The organism is Embleya sp. NPDC056575 (genome assembly GCF_042793325.1).
GTDB lineage: Bacteria > Actinomycetota > Actinomycetes > Streptomycetales > Streptomycetaceae > Embleya.
Window position 1 is genome coordinate 117,523 of the sequence record NZ_JBHTVA010000027.1, and the last position, 20,051, is coordinate 137,573.

Consider the following 20,051-nt stretch of genomic DNA (forward strand, 5'->3'; position numbering starts at 1 on the left):
GTGTCCCGACCCCGTCACGGTAAGGCGATCCGGAATCGCCGCGCCGTACGATTCCCGGCCACATGTCACACCGGACCCCTATGGTCGGCGCATGACCTCTGCGTTGCCACGGATCACCGACGACCAGCGACGAGCGCGTTTGGGCACTCGGCACCGACTGGCGGCCGGCGCGCGCGCCGCGCACGCGGAGGACGCGGTCCGGTCCGTGCTCCTGCTGCACGCCACCGACCCGGCGACGGTGTACGTCTCCACCTGCGCGCGCCTGGCCGAACCGTCCGTCGCCGAGGTCCGGCGGGCGTTGTACACCGACCGCAGCCTGGTGCGGATGCCCGGCATGCGGCGCACCGTCTACGTGGTCCCGCGCGAACTCGTCCACGTGGTCCAGCGTTCCAGCACCGACGCGGTCGCGGTCACGCAGCGCCGGGTGCTGCTGCAGTTCCTCGCGTCCGGCGGCTACGACGAGGCGTGGCTGGAGCGGGTCGAGGCGGACACGGTGGCCGCGCTGGCCGGGATGGGCGAGGCCACCGCGATCGAACTGGGCGCGCGGGTACCGCTGTTGCGTACCCAGATCCGGGTCGCGGTGGGCAAGCCGTACGAGGCGAACCAGGGGGTGTCCACACGCTTGTTGTTCACCCTCTCCTGCGAGGGTCGGATCGTCCGGGCCGAACCGCAGGGGTCGTGGCTCTCCAGCCGCTTCCGCTACACGACCATGCCGCCGTTGCCCGAGATCGGAAAAACCGAGGCGAAGGCCGAGTTGGTGCGCGGCTGGCTGGCCGCGTTCGGGCCGGGCACGGCCGACGACCTCAAGTGGTGGACGGGCTGGACGAAGGCCGACGTGCGGCACGCTTTGGCCGCGGTCCGGGCCGTCGAGGTGGGGCTGGACGACGGCACGACCGGCTGGGTGCTGCCCGGCGACGAGGAGCCCGAGCCGGCCCCGGAGCCGTGGGCGGCCCTGCTGCCCGCACTCGACGCCACCCCGATGGGCTGGAAGGCGCGCGACTGGTACATCACCCCCGCTCTGCGCGAGCACCTGTTCGACCGCATGGGCAACATCGGCCCGACCGTCTGGTGGAACGGCCGCGTGGTCGGCGGCTGGTCCACCCGCCCCGACGGCGACCTCGTCTGGCGCGCCCTGGTCGACCTCGACCCCGAGGCGACCAAGGCGATCGAGGCCGAAGTGGCCCGGCACACCTCGTGGTTGGCGGGCGCCCACATCACCCCGAGATTCCGCGTCCCCCTGGATCGCGAACTGAGCGCGTAGGTCGGCGCCGGGGCGGGCGGGGTCGGGCCGGAGCCGGCGGTCAGACCCGCCCGAGCGCCGCGCCCGCCCGCGCGCGGACCGGCTCGGCACGCGGGCCGGTGGTGTAGACGACGAGCAGCAGATCCGGATCCCCGGGCAGGGACAACGTCTCGTAGGTGATGTCCACAAGATCGCCGCCGGCGGGGCGCAGGCGTTTGGTGCCGTGCGTCTTCTCGGCCACCTGGTGGGCGTCCCACAGCGGGCGGAAGCGCGGGTTGCCGGCGGACAACTCCTCGACGAGGGCGGCCATCCGGGTGTCCCCGGGGTGCCGTGCGGCGTCCAGGCGCAGATACCCGACGGTGTCGGCGGCGACCTGCTCCCACTCGGGGTAGAAGGTGTGCGCGTCGGGGGCCAGGAACGCGTGCCGCGCCATGTTCCGCGCGTGCGGCGCCATCGCGCTCAGCCCCATCAGCGCGTCGGCGAGCGTGTTCCACGCCACCACGTCCATGCAGCGGCCCAGCACGAACGCCGGCGCGTCGATCCGGTCCAGGAGCACCTGTACGCCCGGCCGCGCGGTCGAGGGCGCCGGTCGGCGCACACTCACCCGGGTCGGCCGGGCCAGATCCCACATGTGCGCGTACTCGGTCGGATCCAGCCGCAGCGCCCGCCCGATCGCGTCCAGCACGGCGTCCGAGACGTGCTGCCCGCGGCCCTGCTCCAGGCGCACGTAGTAGTCGACGCTCACACCGGCGAGCTGCGCCACCTCCTCGCGCCGCAACCCCGCCACCCGGCGCTTGCGGCCGAACACGGGCAGGCCGACCTCCTCGGGCCCGATCCGGGCGCGGCAGGCGCGCAGAAACCCGCCCAGCTGCTCGAAGGACGTGTCGGCGGACGTCGTGTTCATGTTCGGACTCTACTGCCGGGCCCTCGGCCGACGCGGCGACCGGGCGCGAAGGTGGTACGGCCGGACCCAGGTAAACGTGTGCTCTGGGTGTCCGCGCGGCCCGGCGGCACAGTGATCCGAGTCAGCAGGTCACGCAGTACGGATCAACCAGGGAGACCCCGTGAACCACACCGCACCCAGCACACTCGCCGGCCGCACCGCCGTCGTCACCGGGGCCGCCAGCGGCATCGGCGCCGAGACCGCGCGGCAGCTCGCCGCGAACGGCGCGCGGGTCGCCCTGCTCGCCCGCCGGGAGGACCGGTTGAAGGACCTCGCCGCCGAGATCGAGGCCGGCGGGGGTACGGCGCTCGCCGTCGCGGTCGACGTCACCGACCAGGACTCGGTGGACGCGGGCGCGGCCCGGATCCGGACCGAGCTGGGCCGCGTCGACCTGGTCGTCAACGCGGCCGGGGTGATGCTGCCCAACCCGCTCGACGACGGCCGGATCGACGAGTGGACCCGGATGATCGACACCAACGTCACCGGCGCGCTGCGGATCATCCGGGCGTTCACCGCCGACCTGGTCGCCGCGGCGGCCGACGGCGGCACCGCGGACCTGGTCGACGTCTCCTCCATCGGCGCACACGTGACCTTCCCGAACTACGCCGTCTACGGCGCGACCAAGGCCGCGCTCACCCACCTGTCGGCGTCCCTGCGCAGCGAACTGGGCCCGCGCGACGTCCGGGTCACCAACATCGAGCCCGGCCTGACCGACACCGAACTCGGCTCGCACATCGACAACGCCGCCCTCGGCGAGGCCGGCCAACTCGGCGCCATGTTCGACACGATCGGCGCCCTGTCCCCGACCGACGTGGCCGACCTGATCGTCTACACCACAACCCGCCCCCGCCACATCAACCTGCGCCAACTCGTCATCCTCCCCACCCACCAGGCCTGACCCCGCCCACCGCACCACCCACGGCCGGCGGAAAGGGACCCGCCCCGCGGTCCGCCATCGCCTCGGCCACGGGCGGGGGCGTGCGGGTGATGTTGCGTCGAGGGGCGGGTGTTGACTATGACTTGTCAGGGCCGGTCGGCACCCCCTTGCTAGGAGTTTTTCGTGGCGTTGTTTCGTCGCCAGTCGCGTAATCAGCAGAACACCGCCTGGGGACAGGACGTGCGCGGTGTCCTGATGAGCGCGCCGCCGGAGCGGATCAGGCAGGATCTGCGGCTGATGATCAGCCGCCCCGGCCCGCACCTGGGTGCGCAGGGCATGGTGTGGCCGCTGGGTGTGCGCGGCGAGATCGTCGCCGTGGCGTGCGTGAAGGGGCCGGACGGCACCGCGGTCACGATCGAGACGCCGATGGTGCAGCACTGGGGCATGGCCGTCGAGGACGTGTGGCTCCAGGGCGCGACCAACCTCCGGATGGAGGGCTACGGCGGCACGCCGATGGAGATCTCCCCCGGAGCCACGCTGCACTCGCTGCTCGGCCAGAGCTGGCCCGGCTCGGCGCAACTGTTCCGCCTCGGCGAGGCGATCGGCGACCCGCTGCGCGCCGGCGCCCTGGTGTGCGCGCCGGTGGACAACGGTCTGCTCGCGCTGCCGCTCGATTCGCAGCGCACGGTGGGCATGGCCGGATTCGTACTGAAGACCGCGCAGAGCCTGGCCCGGGACCAACAGCCCCTGTCCACCGGGATGTTCTGGTGGCACGAGGGCATCCTGGAAGAGCTGGAGGTCGAGTGGAAGGGCCCCGAACACGCGAGCCTGACCGGATCCGCCCGCTTCGGCCAGGTCGTTCGCGCACTCCCGCGGCAGTAGCCGCGACACCTCGCCCCCCGGGCCGCCCGGCGCGCGGGGCCTACATCTCGGTCAGCCGGTAGTGGTACCGCTCTCGCTCCACCGTCCACGACGGCCCGTCCGGGCGCGGTGCGGGCGGGAAGGCGGTACCCGCCGGAACCGCCTCGACCCGCAGCCGCTCGGCGTCCACCACCGGCGCGCCCGCCACCCCGTAGTACAAATCGACCGCCGCGTCCCGATCGCCGTAGACCAGGATGCGATCACGCATCAACACCGCCAGCGCGGGCCGCTCCGGGTCGAACAACCCCCACGTCGTGCCGTCTCCCGGATGCCCCAGGAACAACACCGAACGCGGCTCGGCCAGCGCGAACCCGGTCAGCCGCGCGTCCACCGGGCCGAGCACCGGACCCGCGTCCACCGCGCCGTGATCGATCAGGTCGCGCAACACGTCCAACGCGGCCGGCGGCAGATCCTCGCCGATCACCGCGAGATCGCCGGTCAGCGCGTGGGTGCGCCCCGGACCGGCGTGCGGCCCGCGCAACTGGAGGAATCCGCAGCGTGCGACCGACACGCTGGTCAGCGCCGCGCCCCCGGTCCGCTCCCAGGCGACCGCCAACTCCAACCCGGGCCGCAACCACATCGGCGCGACCAGCACCCCGCCCGGGGCCAACTGCTCCACCCACGCCGGCGGCAGATCCGGCACACCCACCGTGGCCTCGATCCGGTCGAACGGCGCCCGGTCCGCGACGCCGGCCCAGCCGTCCCCGGCCCGCACGTCCACAGGTATCCCGAGCCCGGCCAACCGCCGCGCCGCCGCGCCCGCCAACTCGGCGGACACCTCGACGCTGACCACCTCGCCCGTCGCCCCGACCAGACGCGCCAGCAGCGCCGCGTTGTAGCCGCTGCCCGTGCCGATCTCCAACACCCGCATCCCGGACCGCACGGCCAGCTGTTCGAGCATCAGCGCGATCATCGCCGGTTGGCTGACCGTACTGTCCGGCAACCCGCGCGCGTCGATCGACAACACCACCACGCGGTCCTCGTACGCACGCGCCGGCGAGGTGCCGCCGGGCATGAACACCTCGCGCGGCACCGAGGCCATCGCACTCGCGACCGCCTCGGTGCGTACACTCCCGCCCAGCCGCAATCGCTCCACCAGCGCGTTCCGCAGCCGGGCAGACGTGCGCTCGTCGTTCATGGCCCCCGTGTACCCAGCTCGGCGCCCGTCGGCACCCCGCACGGCGCCCGGCCCGCGCAACGCGCGCCCCCCGGATCCCCACGCGTCCCTCTTGTCCCACCGCCCCCTCGTGTGGACCATGGGCCGACGATGACCGGCGCGTTCGCCGGTGGAATGGGGACACGATGACCTACCACGAGAGCATTCGCGTCGAGGCGACGGCCGAGCGGGTCTGGGAGATCCTGGTGGACGTCGAGCGCTGGCCCACCTGGACCGCGTCCATGAGCGAGGTGCGCCGACTGGACCGGGAGCCGTTCGGCGTCGGCAGCCGGGTGCGGGTCAAGCAGCCCCGGCTGCCCGCCACGCAGTGGGTGGTCACCGAATGCGAACCGGGGCGATCGTTCACCTGGACGTCGCGCGGCGGCGGGGTGACCACCCTCGCCGACCACCGCATCCGGGTCGACCAGGGCGTCACGGTGGAGCTGATCCTGCGCCAGAGCGGCCTGCTCACCCCACTGATCGGCCTGGTCGCGGGCAATCTGACCCGGCGCTATCTGCGGATGGAGGCGGAGGGCCTGAAGGAGCGCGCCGAACGCGACGCCTGATCGGGGCGCGCGCCGGGCACCGCGGCCTCGCCTACGGGTGCGCGGCGCGCGAGCCGGTGCGCGCGGTGATCTCGTCGCCGGACAGGTACGCGTCGGTCTTCTCCAGGTTGCCCATCCGGCCGTCCTGGTCGGACATGAAGCCGAGCCGGACCAGGTCGTCGCCGGCGAAGGCGTGCTGGATCCAGTTGGACAACACCCGGGTGCGGGCCCGGATCGACGGCACCGTCAGCAGGTGGTAGCCGCGCGTGATCGCCTGCGCGGGCAGGCCGCGCATCTCGTAGCCGAGCGGGCGGGCCACCGCCTGGGTGCCGCCGAGGTCGACGACCAACCCCAGGTCCCTGTGCCGGAACGGGCTCAGCGGCTGACCGCGCAGCGTGGCGACCACGTTGGCGGCGGCGATCTTGGCCTGGCGGTGCGCGTACTGCGCGGTGGGCGGGCAGATCGCGCCGTCGCCCTTGTCCAGGTCCGGTACGGCCGCGGCGTCGCCGAGCGCGAACACGTCCGGATGCCCGGGCACGGCCAGATCGGCGGCGACCGCCAGCCGGCCGCGCACCAACTCGGTGCCCAGCGTGCCGACCAGCGGGCTCGCGGTGACGCCCGCCGTCCAGACCAGCGTGCGGCACGGCAACTTCTCACCCGTCGTCAAGGTGACCGAGTCCTCGGTGATCTCCTGCACGCTGACCCCGAGCCGCACGTCCACGCCGCGCTTGGCCAGCATCTGCAGGGTGGCCTTGCCCAGGTTCTCGCCGAGTTCCGGCAGCAGGCGCGGCGCGATGTCGACGATCATCCAGCGCACCTGCGCGGGGTCCAGGCGCGGGAAGTGCCGCAGCGCCTTGGTGGTCAACATCTCCAGGCACGCGGCGGTCTCCACACCCGCGTAGCCGCCGCCGACCACGATGAACTGGCAGCGCGAGGCGCGCTCGGCCGGATCGGTGCTGGAGTTGGCGATCTCCAACTGGGCGATCACGTGGTCGCGCAGATACACCGCCTCGGCCAGGTTCTTCATGCCGTGGCCGTAGGTGGTCAGGCCGGGGATGTCGAAGGTGCGGGTGACGCTGCCCGGGGCCAGGACCAGCTTGTCGTAGTGCTCGTTGCCGATGTCGCCGGAGATCTTGCGCACCACGCAGACCTTCGCGGCCAGGTCCACGCCGATCACGCCGCCGGGGAGCACGTGCGTGCGGTCGAACATCCGGTGCAGCGGCACCGCCGTGGTGCGCGAGGACAACACCCCGGCCGCGACCTGCGGCAGCAGCGGGCGGTACACCATGTAGTCCATCGGACTGACCAGCACGATCTCGGCCTCGCGGGGGCCGAGGGAGCGCTCCAGCCTGCGCACCGTCTCGAACCCCGCGAACCCCGCTCCGACGACGACCACCCGCTGCACCATGGCTGCCCCTTCCGGGAAGGCCCGGGCAGGAAACCCGCGACCATTTGGCACATTTTGTCCAAACATATGGCCGAGCGGGGGAGGCCACGAGCGGGACGGGCCATCCGGGGGGAGCGGCGGCGGGCGGCGACGGGCCGGGAAGAGCGCCGGCGCGCGGCGGTGAGGGCGGGCTCAGGCGGTTCGGCGGCGACCACGACCGAGCGCGAAGCCGGCCGCCACGCACAGGACCGGGGCGGTGAGCAGGCCCGCGACCAGGTTGAGGCCGCCGTAGCCGGCCATGCCCAGGACCGATCCGGAGACCGCGCCGCCCGCCGCGCCGGCCAGGTTCATCAGCAGGTCCGACACGCCCTGCACGCCCGGCCGCTCACCCGCCGGCACCGACTCGGCGAGCAGCGCCGAGCCCGCCACCAGGCAGCACGACCAGCCGAGGCCGAGCAGGATCAGGCCGACCATGGTGCGCCACGTGGAGTGGCCCGAGGTGCCGGCCGTGAACACCGCGAGCAGCAGCACGAACTGGCCGCCCAGGATCACCGGGATCCGGCCGAACCGGTCCGCCGCCCAGCCGACGACGGGGGACAACGCGTACATGCCGGCGATATGCAGGCTGATCGTCAGCCCGACCAGGGTCAACGCGGTGCCGTGGTCCTTCATGTGTACGGGTGTCATCGCCATCACCGACACCATCACCACGTGCCCGAACGCCACCGTCGCCAGGCCGAGCAGCGCGCGCGGCGCTCGGCGGATCACCGCGAACGCCCCGCGCAGGCCGGCCCGGGGCGGCACCCGGTCGCCCAGGTCGGCGCGCGCGACGAGCAGCGGGTCCGGGCGCAGCGCCACCCACAGGATGATCCCGGCGCCGGCGAACGAGACGATCGAGAACAGGAACGGGCCGGCCAGCTCCGGCAGGTCCAGGGCGCGCCCGACCACCGCGCCCGGCTCGTTCAGGTTGGGGCCCAGGACCGCGCCGACGGTGGTCGACCAGACCACGACCGACAACGCCCGGGCCCGTCCGGCGTCGTCGGCGAGGTCGGTCGCCGCGTAGCGCGACTGGAGATTGGCGGCCGTCCCCGCGCCGAACACGAGCAGCGCGGCGATCAGCAGCGGGAACCACCCGAGCACCGCCGCCAGGATCACCCCGCCGGCCGCGACCGCCGCGACCGCCCACCCGGCGGTGAGCGCGACGCGACGCCCGTACCGGGTCGCGGCGCGCGACATCGGGAGCGCGAACAACGCCGCGCCCAGGGTGATCGCGGTGGTGGCCACGCCGGACCAGCTCTTGGACCCGGACAGGTCCTCGGCCAGCAGCCCGCCGACGGTCAGCGCCGAGCCCATGCCCACGCCGCCGACGACCTGCGCGGCGATCAGGGTACGGACGGTCCGCCGTTGCAGGTTTGAGCGGTCGACCCGCTCGGGGTCGGCGGACACGGGATCGGCCGACTCGGGACGGGCCGACTCGGGTATGGCCGGGTCCAGGGCGGTCATGCCGGATTCACCACCAGATCGGGGGTCGGACGAGGTGCACGGATCCACAGCGTGCCGCACGGGCCCGGCCCGCCCCGGGCGGGGCGTTCGCGAACCGGTTCGGGTGGGGTGTATACCGCTGCGGAGGAAGATCATCGCACCGGCGGCTCCGGGTGGATATGGGCGGCGGCCGAGCGGTCGGGTGGGCCCGGGTGTGCGCGGGTGTGCGCGGTTCGGGAGTCGGGTACGGGCAGGCGCCGCGCATCGGATACGGATCGGCTGAGGATGACACTGGACGACGAGCACGCCTGGGCGCTGTTGCGTGCCCTGGACGACCCGGAGCACCTGACCGCCCCGGCGGACTACGACCCCGACGCCGCGCGCGAGCGGTTCGACCGGCTCGTGGCGCGCCTGGACGCGGACTTCGACTGTCGGTGCCCGGTCGAGGGCGAGGCGGGTGCGGCGAGTCGGCACGGGGCGATCGTGGTGCCCGCGAGCGCGTTGTCCGGGACCGGGCGGATCACCCTGGTGGTGAGCAACTTCGGCGACCTGGCGGTGATCGGGGTCGACGCGCCGGACGACCATCCCGTCGGCGCGGCGCCCGCGTACGTGGCGCCGGAGGAGACGGAACGGGTCGCCGCCGCGCTCGACGACCTCGGCTACACCGTCGTGCCGGAGGACCTGTTGCGGACCACGTACGACGGGGCGAGCCGGCTCGCCGACCACTACACGGTCGAGGACGCGCCGACCTGGTGGATCCGGTTCTTCGACTATCCGTGAGGCCGGCCCGGCGGTGGTCGGGTCGGGTTGCGTGAGCGGTGTTGCCTGGGTAGGTGTGTGACCCATGAGATTCAGGGTGCCGATCGGTGACGAATTGCGGACGAGCCTGGGTGCGCCGAAGCGGGTGAAGTTGCTGGACAGCAGCCCGCGTTCGCGGGTGTGGCGGGTGGAGTTCGGCGGCGAGCGGGCGATCGTCAAGCGGATCACCGACGGAGGCGACAACCGGGACGGCGCGTCGGCGCGCTTCGCCCGCGAGGTGGCCGGGTTGCGGCTGGCCGAGCGGGGGCCGGTCGGGCCTCGGGTACTGGCCACCGATCCCGACGCGTGCGTGATGGTGCTGGAGTATCTGGACGACCTCGGGCGGACCGACGACTGGCTGCCCGGCTACGCCGAGGCGTTGGCCCGGTTGCACGCGCTCACCGGGCCGGCGGACGCGGGCGCGTTGCCGCCCTGGCGGGCGCCGACCGCCGCCGACGCCGAGTCGTTCCTGCGGTTGGCCGCGACGCTGGACGTACCGATCCCCGCGGGCGTGGCCGCCGAGTTGGCCGCGCTGCTGACCCGGCTCGACCCGACCGGTCGGTATGCGCTGTTGCACGGCGATCCGTGTCCGGGCAACGACCTGCGGACCGTCGACGGGGTGCGGTTCGTCGACTTCGAGCAGGCCGCGCTGGGCGACGGGCTGGTCGAATTGGCCTATCTGCGGATCGGGTTCCCCACGTGCTGGTGCGCGATGTCGCTGCCCGGACCGCAGGCGGGCGAGGTGGAGGCGGTCTACGCGGCGACCTGGCGGGCGCACACCGGCCGCGACCTGGACCCGGAGGCGTCCGTCGCCGACGCCTGTGCGGGCTGGCTGATCCGGGGCGACGCACTGGTCGAGCGGGCGCACCGGGACAGCGTGGACCACCTGGACCGGGTCCCGGTGCAGGACTTCGAATGGGGCTACATCTCGGCCCGCGAGCGGCTGGTGCACCGGCTCGGCGTGGTGGCCGATACCGCGACCGAGCCGTTGCACGAACTCGGGCTGTTGGCAAGGGAGTTGCGCGGCCGGCTGTTGGCGTCCTGGCCGGGGCTGCGTCCGCTGCCCGGTCCGGACTCGCGCCCCTGGTGAGGCGATTTCCCGGTTCCCGCTTGCACCACTACAGCTGAAGTACTATAACTGTAGTCATCTTGCCGAGCCGTCGTCCGGCTCGGAACGCGCCACGGAAAGAGACCGCATGCGAAAGCTCACCTACTTCATCGCCTCCACCATCGACGGCTTCATCGCCGACAAGGACGGCGGCTACGACTTCTTCCCGGTCGGGCAGGATGTGGTGGCACACCTGGTCGCCGAGTATCCGGAGACGTTGCCGACGCACCTCGCCCCGCACGTGGGGGTCGCTCCGGACACGGAGTTCCGGCACTTCGACACGGTCGTGATGGGTCGGGGCACCTACGAGCCCGGTATTCGGGAGGGATTTCCCAACCCGTACGGCCATCTCCGGACCTATGTGGTCACCGAGACGATCACCGAGACCCTCGACCCCGCGGTGACCCTGATCGCCGGCGACCCGGTCGCCAAGGTGCGCGAGTTGAAGGCCGAACCGACCGGCAAGGGCATCTGGCTGGCCGGCGGGGGGCGCCTGGCGGGCGGTCTGATCGACGAGATCGACGAGCTGGTGATCAAGACCTATCCGGTCCTGATCGGCAGCGGGATACCCATGATGTCGGGCGTGTTCGGGGCGCACGCGTTCACCCGCACGGGTGGGACGGTGCTTGCCGGGGGGACGTCGGTGGCGACGTACAGTCGCACGTGAGGGCGAAGGCGTCGGTGGGGCGCGGTGCGATCGCCGGGTGGTCAGGACGTCGGGTCGGGCGGCTGGGTGAGCGGGAGTTCGAAGTCCACCACGCGGTGTGCGATGCGCAGGCCGGCGAGGGGTAGGGCCAGGCGGACGGCGCCCTCGGTGTCGCCGTCGAATTCGAACACGGCCAACTCGCGGACGTCGGGCCGCTCCCGGCGCAGCAGGTCCACCAGCGCGGCCACCAGCGCGCCGAGGATGTCGGGGGCGACGCCGGGGGCGGTGATCGCCTCGCCGGCGTTGAGGTACGCCAGGTCGTCGGCGACGTCGACGGTGAGTTCGGCGCCCTCGCCGATCAGCCCCACGAGCGGCGGCGGGAGGGTACGGGCGCGGATCGCGGGCAGGCCGCCCGGGGCCCACCAGCCGCGCGGGTCCACGGTCCAGATCCGGGCGATCTCGCCGGTGGCGCGGGCGCCGAGGGCGCGGGCGGCGTCGCCTTCCGGGCCGGTGTCGGTACCGCTCCAGTGCAGCATCGACGCGCCGCCGGCGCGGGCCCGTCGGGCGGCGCGGCGGTACATCGACACGAATGCGGCCCGCTCCTCGCCGGTGGCACCGGGATCCGCGCCGTAGGAGCCGTGGACCAGCCGCCTGGCGAGCCGGTCGGCGCGCTCGCCCTGGGCGGTGACACCCGCCTCGCCGTTCCCGTACAGGCTCACCCAGCCGAGCAGCCGCCCGCCACGGCGCGCGCGGACCGTGCCGATGCGGTCGCCGGGATCGCCCGGGTCGGCGGAGGTGGTGGCGTCGGCGGGCGCCGTCGGCGCAGGGAGCCCGGCGGCGGCGTACACCTCTGTCGCGGTGCGGAGGTCGGCACCCGGGGCACTGTCCCATTCAAGGGAAATGTCGCGCTTCATGGCGCCATCGTCCCTCGATCGACGCGGGCGTACGGGTTGCGACAGGCCGGGCGGCGGCCGGCGCGCTTATGCGGTGGGAGCCGGTCGGTTCGGGTGGTCGAGGCGGCGGTGGATGCGGTGGATCCGGCGACGGGCTCGGCCGTCGTCGTCGATGCCGAGCCGGACGCGGCGTTCGAGGACGTACTCGACCGCCTCGGCGAGCGGTTGGTCCGGCCACTTGCGCCACCGCTTGGGGCGCTTGACGTAAAGGCGATCCGCGACGGCCTCGGCCCCGCCGGCGTCGCGCACGCCGGCCAGGGCGGTGAGCACCAGGTGCTCGTGGCGGCGGTTGGCGCTGCGGACCGCCGCCTTGTTGCGGCGGATGTTGCGCCGACTGCTCTTGTCGTTCTCGCCGTAACCGTTGCGCCGGTCCTTCAGGTAGCTCAGGCGTTTGCGCTCCTGCGGCGTCCGCCGATCCATCACGCCGCCTTTCCGTCGCCGCGTGCGTCGGGTTCGGGCGGTGACCTCGACCGCCGGTCCCGACGCTACGCAGGCCGGGGGCGCGCGGCGACGGATTTTCGGCGGGCCCGACCGGCGCGGCCGGGCCCGTGGCACGCGCCGACCGCGGCTACGCGCGGGCGGTGCGCCGCGGCTACGCGTATGTGTGCAGGGCGGCCACGATCGCGGCGGCCAGGCGGTCGGGGGCGCCTTCGGCGTGGGACAGGAACAGGGACGGCTCGGTCAGCTCCAGTTCCAGCAGGGTCGGCGTGCCGTCGTCGGCGGGAACCAGGTCGACGCGCGCGTAGAGCAGCGGGGAGATCGGGATCTCGGTCAGGACCCGGGCCCCGACCGCGAGTTCGGCGGCGGAGGGCTCGCGCGGCTCGATCGTCTCGGCCTTGTACAGGCCGTCGATCAACTCGCCGCCGTTGCCGTCGAGGATGGGGCCCTTGCGGACGGCGTGGCTGAAGACGCCGTCGAAGTAGACGAGCGCGGTCTCACCGACGGTGTCGACGGCCGCCAGGTAGGGCTGGACCATGACGGTGCGGCCGTCGGCGAGCAGGGCGGTGGCGTGCCCGGCGGCGAGCGCGCGTTCCTCCGGGGAGGCCAGGTCGTAGCGCTCGGTGTCGCGCGACCCGGCGCTTATCGCCGGCTTGACCACGTGTACCCCGGAGGTGGGCAGTGTGACGGTCGAGTCGGGCTCCAGCCACATCGTCTCGACCACGGGCAGGCCGGCCCGGGCGAGGTCGCGCAGGTAGGTCTTGTCGGTGTTCCAGGTCACGACCGCCGCCGGGTTGGCCAGGCGCGGCACGCTCGCGGCCCACTCCACGAACGCCTTGTGGTGCGGCGGGTAGTCCCACACCGAGCGCAGCACCACGAGGTCGTAGGCGTCCCAGTCGACCGTCGGGTCGCTCCACACGGCGCCCTCGGCGCGGATGCCGTGCGCGGCCAGCGGGGCGATGAGCAGACGGTCGTCCGGGTCGAGGTCGGGCAGCTCGGCACAGGTGACGAGGGCGACGCGGGGTTCGATCATGGCGTCAGATTATCCGGACACCCTGATCGATGATCACACAAGTCGGGCGGTGTTTCGTGGGATGACTCGGCCGGGCGCGTGCTCGGGCCGGAAGGGGGCGGGAGTCGTGGGCGATGATCGGCGCCGCGGTGTGGTCGTTCGGCGGGTCGGCGCGTTTCGGGGCCGCGCCGGGGGTGAGAACGATGAGAGGAACAAGGCTTTGGGGGGAATGTGGTCAGCGCATCGGACACCGCGCCCTTCGGGCCGGCCGAGATCGTCGCCGTACGTCACGGCGAAAGCACGGCGAACGCCGCCTTCGCCGCGGCGGCGGCCCGCTCCGCCGCTCGCTCCGCCGCCGCCCGGTCGGCCGGCGTCGCGGCGGATCCGGCGGACGGGTGGGAGGCGAAGGAGCCGGACGGGGACGGTGAGTTCGACCCGTCGGTGGTCGGGCGCGACGCCGACGTCGCGCTCAGCGCGCGCGGTGAGGACCAGGCCGGCGCTGTCGGGCGGCGGCTCGCGCTCAGGGGGGAGACCCCGGACGTGGTTCTGGTCTCGCCGTATCGCCGGGCCCGCTCGACGATGCGGATCATCGCCCGCGAAGCCGCCCGAGTGGGCCTGCTGTTGCCCCCGCCCCGACGCGACGAGCGGTTGCGCGACCGGGAGATGGGCGTGCTGGAGCTGCGTACGGCCGCCGCCATCGAACGGCTCTACCCGCACGAGGCCGAACGGCGGCGGCGGGTCGGCGACCTGTACTACCGTCCGCCCGGCGGCGAATCGTTGGCCGATGTCGCGCTGCGGCTGCGCACGCTGCTGACCGACCTCCGGCACGAGGCGCCGGGCGCGCATGTGCTGATCGTGGGGCACGACTCGACCGTCCTGATGCTGCGTTATGTCCTGGAGGGGCTGACCGAGACCGACGTCGACCGGTTGGTACGGACCGACCCGGTGGGCAACGCGTCCATTTCCCGCTGGCGGGTCAGGGACGGGCGACTGCGGGGGATCCGCTACAACGACATGCGGCATCTCCGGGGGATCGACGTGCACTGAGGGCGGTCGGGCCGTTCCGGGTGGCAACGTGAGGCCCGATATGGGCCGGCGCGGGTGCGCGCCGAGCGGGTGCGTCGGGGTGCGCGGTTTCGTCGCGGAATCGCCGTCGTCCTAGCGCCCGTGCGGCCGGTGCCACCCGTGCCGTGTGTGCACGTCGAAAGTATCTCGTGCGACCGTCGTCCCCGGCCCGGAGAACCCTCGTTCGCCTGCGCCGGGGCGTTCGCGGTGGGCGCCGCCGGTGCCGCCGAGCGCGGTACTCGTCACCACGCTCGACCCGGCGGCCGACGGCCGGGCACGGGGGAGTGGACCCGGCCGCCGGCGCCCTTCATACCCACGGGGTGGGGGGTGCGCCGTCGCGCATCGGGGGTGTCAGGTCCCCTCCCGCTCCCGTTCGGTGCCCTTTGGTTGCCCGGGTTCGAGGCCGGAAAACCGCCTCGGATCGAAGAGGTCGAACCCGGCCGGACCAGGCTGCCAACCGATCGCGCGGACGACCATTCGAAGGCGATAGCGCCATTACCGAACAGAAACTTGACGCTGCGTCAGCAACCGGAACGGGAACCCCCGGGATCCGTTTCGTCCCTGATCAGCCGCTTGATCGCGGATGTGGTGGGGAGGGTGCGCGCCGGTCGGAACGGCCCCCGGCCGGCGCGCGATCGGCTCCCGGCCCGTCCTCGATCGGCTCCCGGTCGACGCTCGCTCGGCCTTCGCCGGGCCCGGCCCGCCCCCACCCCGGCTCACGTCCCCGACAGCCGCTCCAGTGCCGCGATCAGGTCCGGGTAGCGGCGGGTCCGGGCGCCGCCGTCCACCCCGTACGTGCTGCCCGAGACGAAGCCCGCCTCGTCCGAGGCCAGGAACAGGACCACGGCGGCCACCTCCTCCGGTTCGGCGAAGCGGCCCAGCGGGGCGTTGGCCACGTACTCCTCGACCACGCCCGGGACATGCCACATGCCGGCGGTGGCCTGCGTGCGGATCAGGCCCGGCGCCACCGCGTTCACCCGGATGCCCGCCGGCCCCAACTCCAGCGCCGCCACCTCGGTCAGCGCGACCACGCCGGCCTTGGCCGCGCAGTACGCGGCCATGCCCCGGCCGGGCTGGACCGCGTTGAGCGAGGCCATGGTGACGATCGAGCCGCCCCCGCCGGGCCGGGCCCGCATCGCGCGGCCGGCATGTTTGACGGTCAGGAACGCGCCGTTCAGGCACAGGTCGACGACCCGGCGCCAGGCCGCGTAGTCGTGGTCGACCAGTTCGGCCGCGGTGCCGCCGCCCGCGTTGGCCACCGCGATGTCCAGGCCGCCGAAATCGTCCACGGCGGTCCGTACCAGCGCGGCCACGTCGTCCTCGACGGTCACGTCGCACAGCCGGGTGCGGCAGCGCTCCGGGCCCAACTCCTCGGCGAGGGTGGCCAGTGCGTCCGCGTCCACGTCCCCGGCCACCACCACGGCCCCCTCGGCCACGAACCGCCGCGCGACGGCCCGCCCGATACCCGCCGCGGCGCCGGTCACCAACGCGACCCTGCCCTCGATCCGACCCCCGCCGGCCGGCCCGGCTCCGTTCGTCCGCCCGCTCACGTCGAGGCCCCCTTCGTGCTCTCGTAGTCCTTCACGGCCCCGCCGACCGCCTGCGCCGTCTGGTCCCGCCAGGTCTCGGACAGGCCGACCTGCCAGTCCTGCGACGCGATCGGGCCGTGTGCGGCGCCGGTGAAGTACGGGATCACCTCGCGCGCGATCAGTTCGTACGACCGCCTGGTCGCCGCCGGGTCGGCGAAGTCGGCGCCCATGAACAGGTAGGTGCCGAAACCGCCGGACTTCTGCCACAACCGCTCGATCTGCCGAATCGCCATCTCCGGCGTGCCGCAGATGAACGAACCCGTCTCGTTGCCCCGATCGATGCGCCGCGCGAGCGGGGTGTCCGCGTCGAGCGGGACCGGCAGCACCTTGGCCTGGTAGTTCTGGATGCCTTCGAGGCCGTACGCGACCTCGCGGCGCGCCTGCTCCTCGGTCTCGGCGATGTGCATCATGCCCATCAGCCGCCACGCGGACCGGTCCATGGTCCGCCCGTGGCGCGCGGCCACCTCGTTCGCGATGCCCCAGTGCGAGCCGAGCGCGTCGAAGCCGCCCTCCTGGCTCGCGGCGATCGAGAGCATGCCCGCGCTGAATCGGCCGGCGGTGCGCGGTCCGGCGGGGGAGAAGGTCGCGGCGACGGCGATTTCGAACGACGGGTGGGTGTACGGCCGCAGTTGCAGCCGGGCGTCGCGCAGGGTGAACCAGTCGCTCTCCCGGGTCACCGGCTCGCGGCCCGCGAGCAGGGCCACGATCGCCTCCAGGGATTCCTCCATCATGGCCCGCTGGCGCGCGGTGTCGATGCCGAGCATGTGCGCGTCGGAGGCGAGTTGGCCGGGGCCGACGCCGAGCATGACCCGGCCGCGGGTGAGGTGGTCGAGCAGGACCATGCGGTCCGCGACGTGCAGCGGGTGGTGGTACGGCAGCGAGACCACGCCGGTGCCGAGGCGGATGTGCCGGGTTCGGGCCGCGGCGCTCGCGATGAACAGTTCGGGGGAGGCGACGATCTCCCAGCCGCCCGAGTGGTGCTCGCCGATCCACGCCTCGGCGTAGCCGAGCCGGTCCAGATGTTCGACCAGGGCCAGATCCTGCTCGAGCAGCAGGGTCGGATTGCGTCCCGCCTGATGGAACGGGGCCAGGAACACCCCGAACTTCAGCGGACCGCGCTCGCCGAGGGCCACCTGCCGGGCGATCTGCTGCGCTTCCGTGTGCGCCACTGCGACTCCTTGACTGGACGGGGTGGGAGCGGACGATCGGCCGGAAACCGATCGGCCGTCAACGTTCCATGACGCGATGCGCGAAGCAAGAGACGCACTATGCGAAAAGCGTGTTCCGAGTCGGGCGCCGGTCGGCGGGCCGGTCGGTCGCTCGATCGGGTACGGAGCGCCGCGCCGAGGCGCCACGGTGGTGACGGAGCCCGAAATGTATTGGCCCGTCCGGCGCCGAGCCGGTAGTAAGGGATGTCACCCCGGATCCACTCCGACCGCTCACCCCCGACCGCTCCACCCGACCGCAGGACGAAGGACGCGCGCACGCCATGGGCTACATCGATGTCAACGCCATCTCATTCACCTTGCCGGATGGACGTGTGCTGCTCGATGACGTGAGCTTCCGGGTCGGCGACGGCAGCACCGTGGCGCTGATCGGCGCGAACGGCGCGGGCAAGACCACGCTGCTGCGAATCATCACGGGCGAGCTGAAACCGGACGGCGGCGCGGTGGCCCGCACGGGCGGGCTCGGCATCATGCCGCAGTTCGTCGGCCGGATCCGGGACGCGTCCACCGTGCGCGACCTGCTGGTCTCGCTGGCCCCGCCGCGGATCCGCGACGCGATGCGCGCCGTCGACGACGCCGAACTCGCGCTGATGGAGCACGACGACGAGAAGCACCAGATGCGCTACGCCGGCGCGCTGGCCGAGTTCGGGGACGCCGGCGGCTACGACATCGAGCCGGCGTGGGATCAGTGTTGCCAGGCGGCGCTCGGCACGACCTACGACGTCGCCAAGTGGCGCGAGGTGCGCACGCTGTCCGGCGGCGAGCAGAAGCGGCTGGCCCTGGAGGCACTGCTGCGCGGGCCTGACCAGGTGCTGATCCTCGACGAGCCGGACAACTACCTCGACGTACCCGGCAAGCGCTGGCTGGAGCAGTCGCTGCGGGAGAGCCAGAAGTCGGTTCTGCTGGTATCGCACGACCGCGAACTGCTGGCCCGCGCGGCCGACCGCATCGTCACGATCGAACTCGGCGCGGCGGGCAACACGGTCTGGATCCACGGGGGTTCGTTCGCCACCTACCACGAGGCCCGGCGTGCGCGGTTCGAGCGCTTCGAGGAGTTGGGCCGCCGGTGGGACGAAGAGCACGCCAAGCTCAAGGCGTTGGTCCTGATGTACAAGACCAAGGCGGCGTACAACGACGGCCTGGCCTCGCGGTTGCAGGCGGCCCGGACCCGACTGCGCAAGTTCGAGGAGATCGGCCCGCCGCAGAACATCCCGCGCGAGCAGGACGTGAAGATGCGGTTGCGCGGATCGCGCACCGGCAAGCGTGCGGTGGTCGCGGAAGCGCTGGAACTGACCGGTCTGATGAAGCCGTTCGACACGGAGATCTGGTACGGCGACCGGGTGGCGGTGCTCGGCTCGAACGGCTCGGGCAAGTCGCACTTCCTGCGGCTCCTCGCGGCCGGTGGCACGGACCCGGAGGCCGAGCACGAACCGGTCGGCGACACGGTGATCGCGCCGGTCGCGCACACGGGTCGGGCCCGGCTCGGCGCGCGGGTGCGGCCCGGGTGGTTCGCGCAGACGCACGACCATCCGGAGTTCGCGGGCAAGACCCTGGTCGACATCCTCGGCCGGGGCGACGAACACCGCGGCGGCCTGGGCCGGGAGGGCGCGGCCAGGGTGCTCGACCGCTACGAGCTGGCCTATGGCGCGGAGCAGCCGTTCGACACCCTGTCCGGCGGCCAACAGGCCCGATTCCAGGTGCTGTTGCTCGAACTCTCCGGCGCCAACCTGCTGCTGCTCGACGAGCCGACGGACAACCTGGACCTGGTCTCGGCGGAGGCCCTCCAGGACGCCCTGGAGGCCTTCGACGGCACGGTCCTGGCCGTCACCCACGACCGCTGGTTCGCCTCGTCGTTCGACCGCTTCATGGTCTTCGGCCAGGACGGCCACGTCCGCGAAACGGACGGCCCGGTATGGGACGAGGGCCGCGTGGAACGCGCCCGAACCTGAGTCGAACGGTCAACCAAGTCCCGGGGCGGGCAAGGCAGTTCGCGGCCCGCCCCGGTCGACGGTGGACGAATCGCGCCTGCTCGGGATACGGTCCCGGACGTGATGATTCCCTGCGAGCCTGGTGTATGACGGGCCACAACCGAGAAGAAGTCAGTGCGGCAAGTCGGCTCCACGTCCTGCGCGGTCTGCGCCGGGGCGAGATCAGGACCGGCATCGTCTCCGCGATTGTGAACTTCGGCGTCTTCGTCGACATCGGCGGAGTGGACGGCTTGATCAGCGTCGCCGAACTCACCTGGAAACACATTTCCCACCCCTCGGAGATCGTCTCGGTCGGCGACGAACTGAGCGTCGAAATCCTGGACGTCGACCTCGACCGACAACGCGTCTCCCTGTCGCTGAAGTCACTCCTGCCCGACCCATGGCAAGAGTTCGCGGCAACCCACACCAGAGGCCGAATCCTGTCGGGTACGGTCACCAAGGTGGTCCCGTTCGGCGCGTTCATCCGCATCGCCGACGGCATCGAGGGTCTGCTGCACAACGTGGAACTCCCGGAACACGCGGCCGATTCGCCGGAGTCCATCCGCCGCGAAGGCGACGTGTTGCGGGTGGAAATCCTGGACATGGACCTGGCCCACCGTCGCGTCGCGCTGACGCTGCCCGCGGCCCTTGGCCCGCCGTCGGCAGGTGACGTACAACCCCGGTGACCCGCGTGGGCG

The 20,051-nt window shown here is 72.8% G+C and carries 19 protein-coding genes; 10 read left to right on the top strand and 9 right to left on the bottom strand.

Annotation, left to right across the window (positions count from 1 at the left end; translation table 11 throughout):
* Positions 1 to 91: 91 nt before the first annotated feature.
* Positions 92 to 1,261 carry a winged helix DNA-binding domain-containing protein gene (locus ACFRCG_RS22535; protein ID WP_380034033.1) on the top strand — a complete coding sequence of 390 codons (1,170 nt, stop codon included), beginning with the start codon at positions 92 to 94 and terminating at the stop codon, positions 1,259 to 1,261.
* Between the two features lie 40 nt (positions 1,262 to 1,301).
* Here ACFRCG_RS22535 and ACFRCG_RS22540 read toward each other — a convergent pair whose 3' ends face one another.
* Positions 1,302 to 2,144 carry a helix-turn-helix transcriptional regulator gene (locus ACFRCG_RS22540; protein ID WP_380034035.1) on the bottom strand — a complete coding sequence of 281 codons (843 nt, stop codon included), beginning with the start codon at positions 2,142 to 2,144 and terminating at the stop codon, positions 1,302 to 1,304.
* A gap of 160 nt (positions 2,145 to 2,304) precedes the next feature.
* On the opposite strand from ACFRCG_RS22540, the gene ACFRCG_RS22545 reads away from it, so the two are divergent.
* Together ACFRCG_RS22545 and ACFRCG_RS22550 are read left to right on the top strand one after the other, a co-directional pair.
* On the top strand, positions 2,305 to 3,081 hold the full coding sequence (locus tag ACFRCG_RS22545; protein WP_380034037.1) for an SDR family oxidoreductase: 777 nt from the start codon (positions 2,305 to 2,307) through the stop codon (positions 3,079 to 3,081).
* A 162-nt stretch (positions 3,082 to 3,243) separates the two neighbouring features.
* A complete protein-coding gene (locus ACFRCG_RS22550) occupies positions 3,244 to 3,942 on the top strand; it encodes a hypothetical protein (protein WP_380034039.1) in 699 nt (232 codons plus the stop codon).
* Positions 3,943 to 3,982: 40 nt separating this feature from the next.
* Here the strand turns inward: ACFRCG_RS22550 and ACFRCG_RS22555 are convergent, their stop codons facing one another.
* A complete protein-coding gene (locus ACFRCG_RS22555; RefSeq protein WP_380034041.1) occupies positions 3,983 to 5,119 on the bottom strand; it encodes a methyltransferase domain-containing protein in 1,137 nt (378 codons plus the stop codon).
* 164 nt (positions 5,120 to 5,283) lie between these two features.
* Between ACFRCG_RS22555 and ACFRCG_RS22560 the strand changes: the two genes are divergently transcribed.
* Positions 5,284 to 5,703 (top strand): SRPBCC family protein, encoded by a 420-nt coding sequence (locus ACFRCG_RS22560; protein WP_380034043.1) that lies wholly within the window; start codon positions 5,284 to 5,286, stop codon positions 5,701 to 5,703.
* A 31-nt stretch (positions 5,704 to 5,734) separates the two neighbouring features.
* On the opposite strand, the gene ACFRCG_RS22565 is transcribed toward ACFRCG_RS22560, so the two are convergent.
* Positions 5,735 to 7,090 (bottom strand): NAD(P)/FAD-dependent oxidoreductase, encoded by a 1,356-nt coding sequence (locus ACFRCG_RS22565; RefSeq protein ID WP_380034045.1) that lies wholly within the window; start codon positions 7,088 to 7,090, stop codon positions 5,735 to 5,737.
* A 171-nt stretch (positions 7,091 to 7,261) separates the two neighbouring features.
* A complete protein-coding gene (locus ACFRCG_RS22570) occupies positions 7,262 to 8,572 on the bottom strand; it encodes an MFS transporter (RefSeq protein WP_380034047.1) in 1,311 nt (436 codons plus the stop codon).
* 264 nt (positions 8,573 to 8,836) lie between these two features.
* Here ACFRCG_RS22570 and ACFRCG_RS22575 point away from each other — a divergent pair, with 264 nt between their 5' ends.
* The 3 genes from ACFRCG_RS22575 to ACFRCG_RS22585 all read left to right on the top strand — a co-directional run bounded on the left by ACFRCG_RS22575 (position 8,837) and on the right by ACFRCG_RS22585 (position 11,124).
* Positions 8,837 to 9,331 (top strand): hypothetical protein, encoded by a 495-nt coding sequence (locus ACFRCG_RS22575; RefSeq protein WP_380034049.1) that lies wholly within the window; start codon positions 8,837 to 8,839, stop codon positions 9,329 to 9,331.
* A gap of 64 nt (positions 9,332 to 9,395) precedes the next feature.
* On the top strand, positions 9,396 to 10,439 hold the full coding sequence (locus ACFRCG_RS22580) for a phosphotransferase (RefSeq protein ID WP_380034051.1): 1,044 nt from the start codon (positions 9,396 to 9,398) through the stop codon (positions 10,437 to 10,439).
* 106 nt (positions 10,440 to 10,545) lie between these two features.
* A complete protein-coding gene (locus ACFRCG_RS22585; RefSeq protein ID WP_380034053.1) occupies positions 10,546 to 11,124 on the top strand; it encodes a dihydrofolate reductase family protein in 579 nt (192 codons plus the stop codon).
* Positions 11,125 to 11,165: 41 nt separating this feature from the next.
* Here ACFRCG_RS22585 and ACFRCG_RS22590 read toward each other — a convergent pair whose 3' ends face one another.
* The 3 genes from ACFRCG_RS22590 to ACFRCG_RS22600 form a co-directional block, all read right to left on the bottom strand.
* The gene (locus tag ACFRCG_RS22590; RefSeq protein ID WP_380034055.1) at positions 11,166 to 12,017 is read right to left on the bottom strand and encodes a hypothetical protein; all 852 of its coding nucleotides are present in this window, start codon (positions 12,015 to 12,017) and stop codon (positions 11,166 to 11,168) included.
* A 66-nt stretch (positions 12,018 to 12,083) separates the two neighbouring features.
* Positions 12,084 to 12,476: a hypothetical protein gene (locus ACFRCG_RS22595; protein WP_380034057.1), complete on the bottom strand. Its 393-nt coding sequence runs from the start codon at positions 12,474 to 12,476 to the stop codon at positions 12,084 to 12,086.
* A 172-nt stretch (positions 12,477 to 12,648) separates the two neighbouring features.
* Positions 12,649 to 13,527 (bottom strand): RimK family alpha-L-glutamate ligase, encoded by an 879-nt coding sequence (locus tag ACFRCG_RS22600; protein ID WP_380034059.1) that lies wholly within the window; start codon positions 13,525 to 13,527, stop codon positions 12,649 to 12,651.
* 210 nt (positions 13,528 to 13,737) lie between these two features.
* Here ACFRCG_RS22600 and ACFRCG_RS22605 point away from each other — a divergent pair, with 210 nt between their 5' ends.
* Complete coding sequence (locus tag ACFRCG_RS22605) at positions 13,738 to 14,553, top strand: histidine phosphatase family protein (RefSeq protein WP_380034061.1); 816 nt, start codon at positions 13,738 to 13,740, stop codon at positions 14,551 to 14,553.
* Positions 14,554 to 15,287: 734 nt separating this feature from the next.
* Here the strand turns inward: ACFRCG_RS22605 and ACFRCG_RS22610 are convergent.
* Both ACFRCG_RS22610 and ACFRCG_RS22615 read right to left on the bottom strand, forming a co-directional pair.
* A complete protein-coding gene (locus ACFRCG_RS22610) occupies positions 15,288 to 16,121 on the bottom strand; it encodes an SDR family NAD(P)-dependent oxidoreductase (RefSeq protein WP_380034062.1) in 834 nt (277 codons plus the stop codon).
* The gene (locus ACFRCG_RS22615) at positions 16,118 to 17,329 is read right to left on the bottom strand and encodes an LLM class flavin-dependent oxidoreductase (protein WP_380034064.1); all 1,212 of its coding nucleotides are present in this window, start codon (positions 17,327 to 17,329) and stop codon (positions 16,118 to 16,120) included. Before ACFRCG_RS22615 ends, ACFRCG_RS22610 begins: the two co-directional genes overlap by 4 nt.
* Positions 17,330 to 17,649: 320 nt before the next feature.
* On the opposite strand from ACFRCG_RS22615, the gene ACFRCG_RS22620 reads away from it, so the two are divergent.
* Positions 17,650 to 19,335 carry an ABC-F family ATP-binding cassette domain-containing protein gene (locus ACFRCG_RS22620; protein ID WP_380034066.1) on the top strand — a complete coding sequence of 562 codons (1,686 nt, stop codon included), beginning with the start codon at positions 17,650 to 17,652 and terminating at the stop codon, positions 19,333 to 19,335.
* A gap of 125 nt (positions 19,336 to 19,460) precedes the next feature.
* Positions 19,461 to 20,039, top strand: a complete 579-nt coding sequence (locus tag ACFRCG_RS22625; protein ID WP_380034068.1) for a S1 RNA-binding domain-containing protein — start codon at positions 19,461 to 19,463, stop codon at positions 20,037 to 20,039.
* The last annotated feature ends 12 nt before the right edge of the window (positions 20,040 to 20,051 follow it).

Bases quoted from the DNA above. Each gene is read 5' to 3' on its own strand.
- ACFRCG_RS22535 (WP_380034033.1), top strand. From the start codon at position 92: ATGACCTCTGCGTTGCCACGGATCACCGACGACCAGCGACGAGCGCGT.
- ACFRCG_RS22540 (WP_380034035.1), bottom strand. From the start codon at position 2,144: ATGAACACGACGTCCGCCGACACGTCCTTCGAGCAGCTGGGCGGGTTT.
- ACFRCG_RS22555 (WP_380034041.1), bottom strand. From the start codon at position 5,119: ATGAACGACGAGCGCACGTCTGCCCGGCTGCGGAACGCGCTGGTGGAG.
- ACFRCG_RS22560 (WP_380034043.1), top strand. From the start codon at position 5,284: ATGACCTACCACGAGAGCATTCGCGTCGAGGCGACGGCCGAGCGGGTC.
- ACFRCG_RS22565 (WP_380034045.1), bottom strand. From the start codon at position 7,090: ATGGTGCAGCGGGTGGTCGTCGTCGGAGCGGGGTTCGCGGGGTTCGAG.
- ACFRCG_RS22570 (WP_380034047.1), bottom strand. From the start codon at position 8,572: ATGACCGCCCTGGACCCGGCCATACCCGAGTCGGCCCGTCCCGAGTCG.
- ACFRCG_RS22575 (WP_380034049.1), top strand. From the start codon at position 8,837: ATGACACTGGACGACGAGCACGCCTGGGCGCTGTTGCGTGCCCTGGAC.
- ACFRCG_RS22580 (WP_380034051.1), top strand. From the start codon at position 9,396: ATGAGATTCAGGGTGCCGATCGGTGACGAATTGCGGACGAGCCTGGGT.
- ACFRCG_RS22585 (WP_380034053.1), top strand. From the start codon at position 10,546: ATGCGAAAGCTCACCTACTTCATCGCCTCCACCATCGACGGCTTCATC.
- ACFRCG_RS22590 (WP_380034055.1), bottom strand. From the start codon at position 12,017: ATGAAGCGCGACATTTCCCTTGAATGGGACAGTGCCCCGGGTGCCGAC.
- ACFRCG_RS22595 (WP_380034057.1), bottom strand. From the start codon at position 12,476: ATGGATCGGCGGACGCCGCAGGAGCGCAAACGCCTGAGCTACCTGAAG.
- ACFRCG_RS22600 (WP_380034059.1), bottom strand. From the start codon at position 13,527: ATGATCGAACCCCGCGTCGCCCTCGTCACCTGTGCCGAGCTGCCCGAC.
- ACFRCG_RS22620 (WP_380034066.1), top strand. From the start codon at position 17,650: ATGGGCTACATCGATGTCAACGCCATCTCATTCACCTTGCCGGATGGA.
- ACFRCG_RS22625 (WP_380034068.1), top strand. From the start codon at position 19,461: ATGACGGGCCACAACCGAGAAGAAGTCAGTGCGGCAAGTCGGCTCCAC.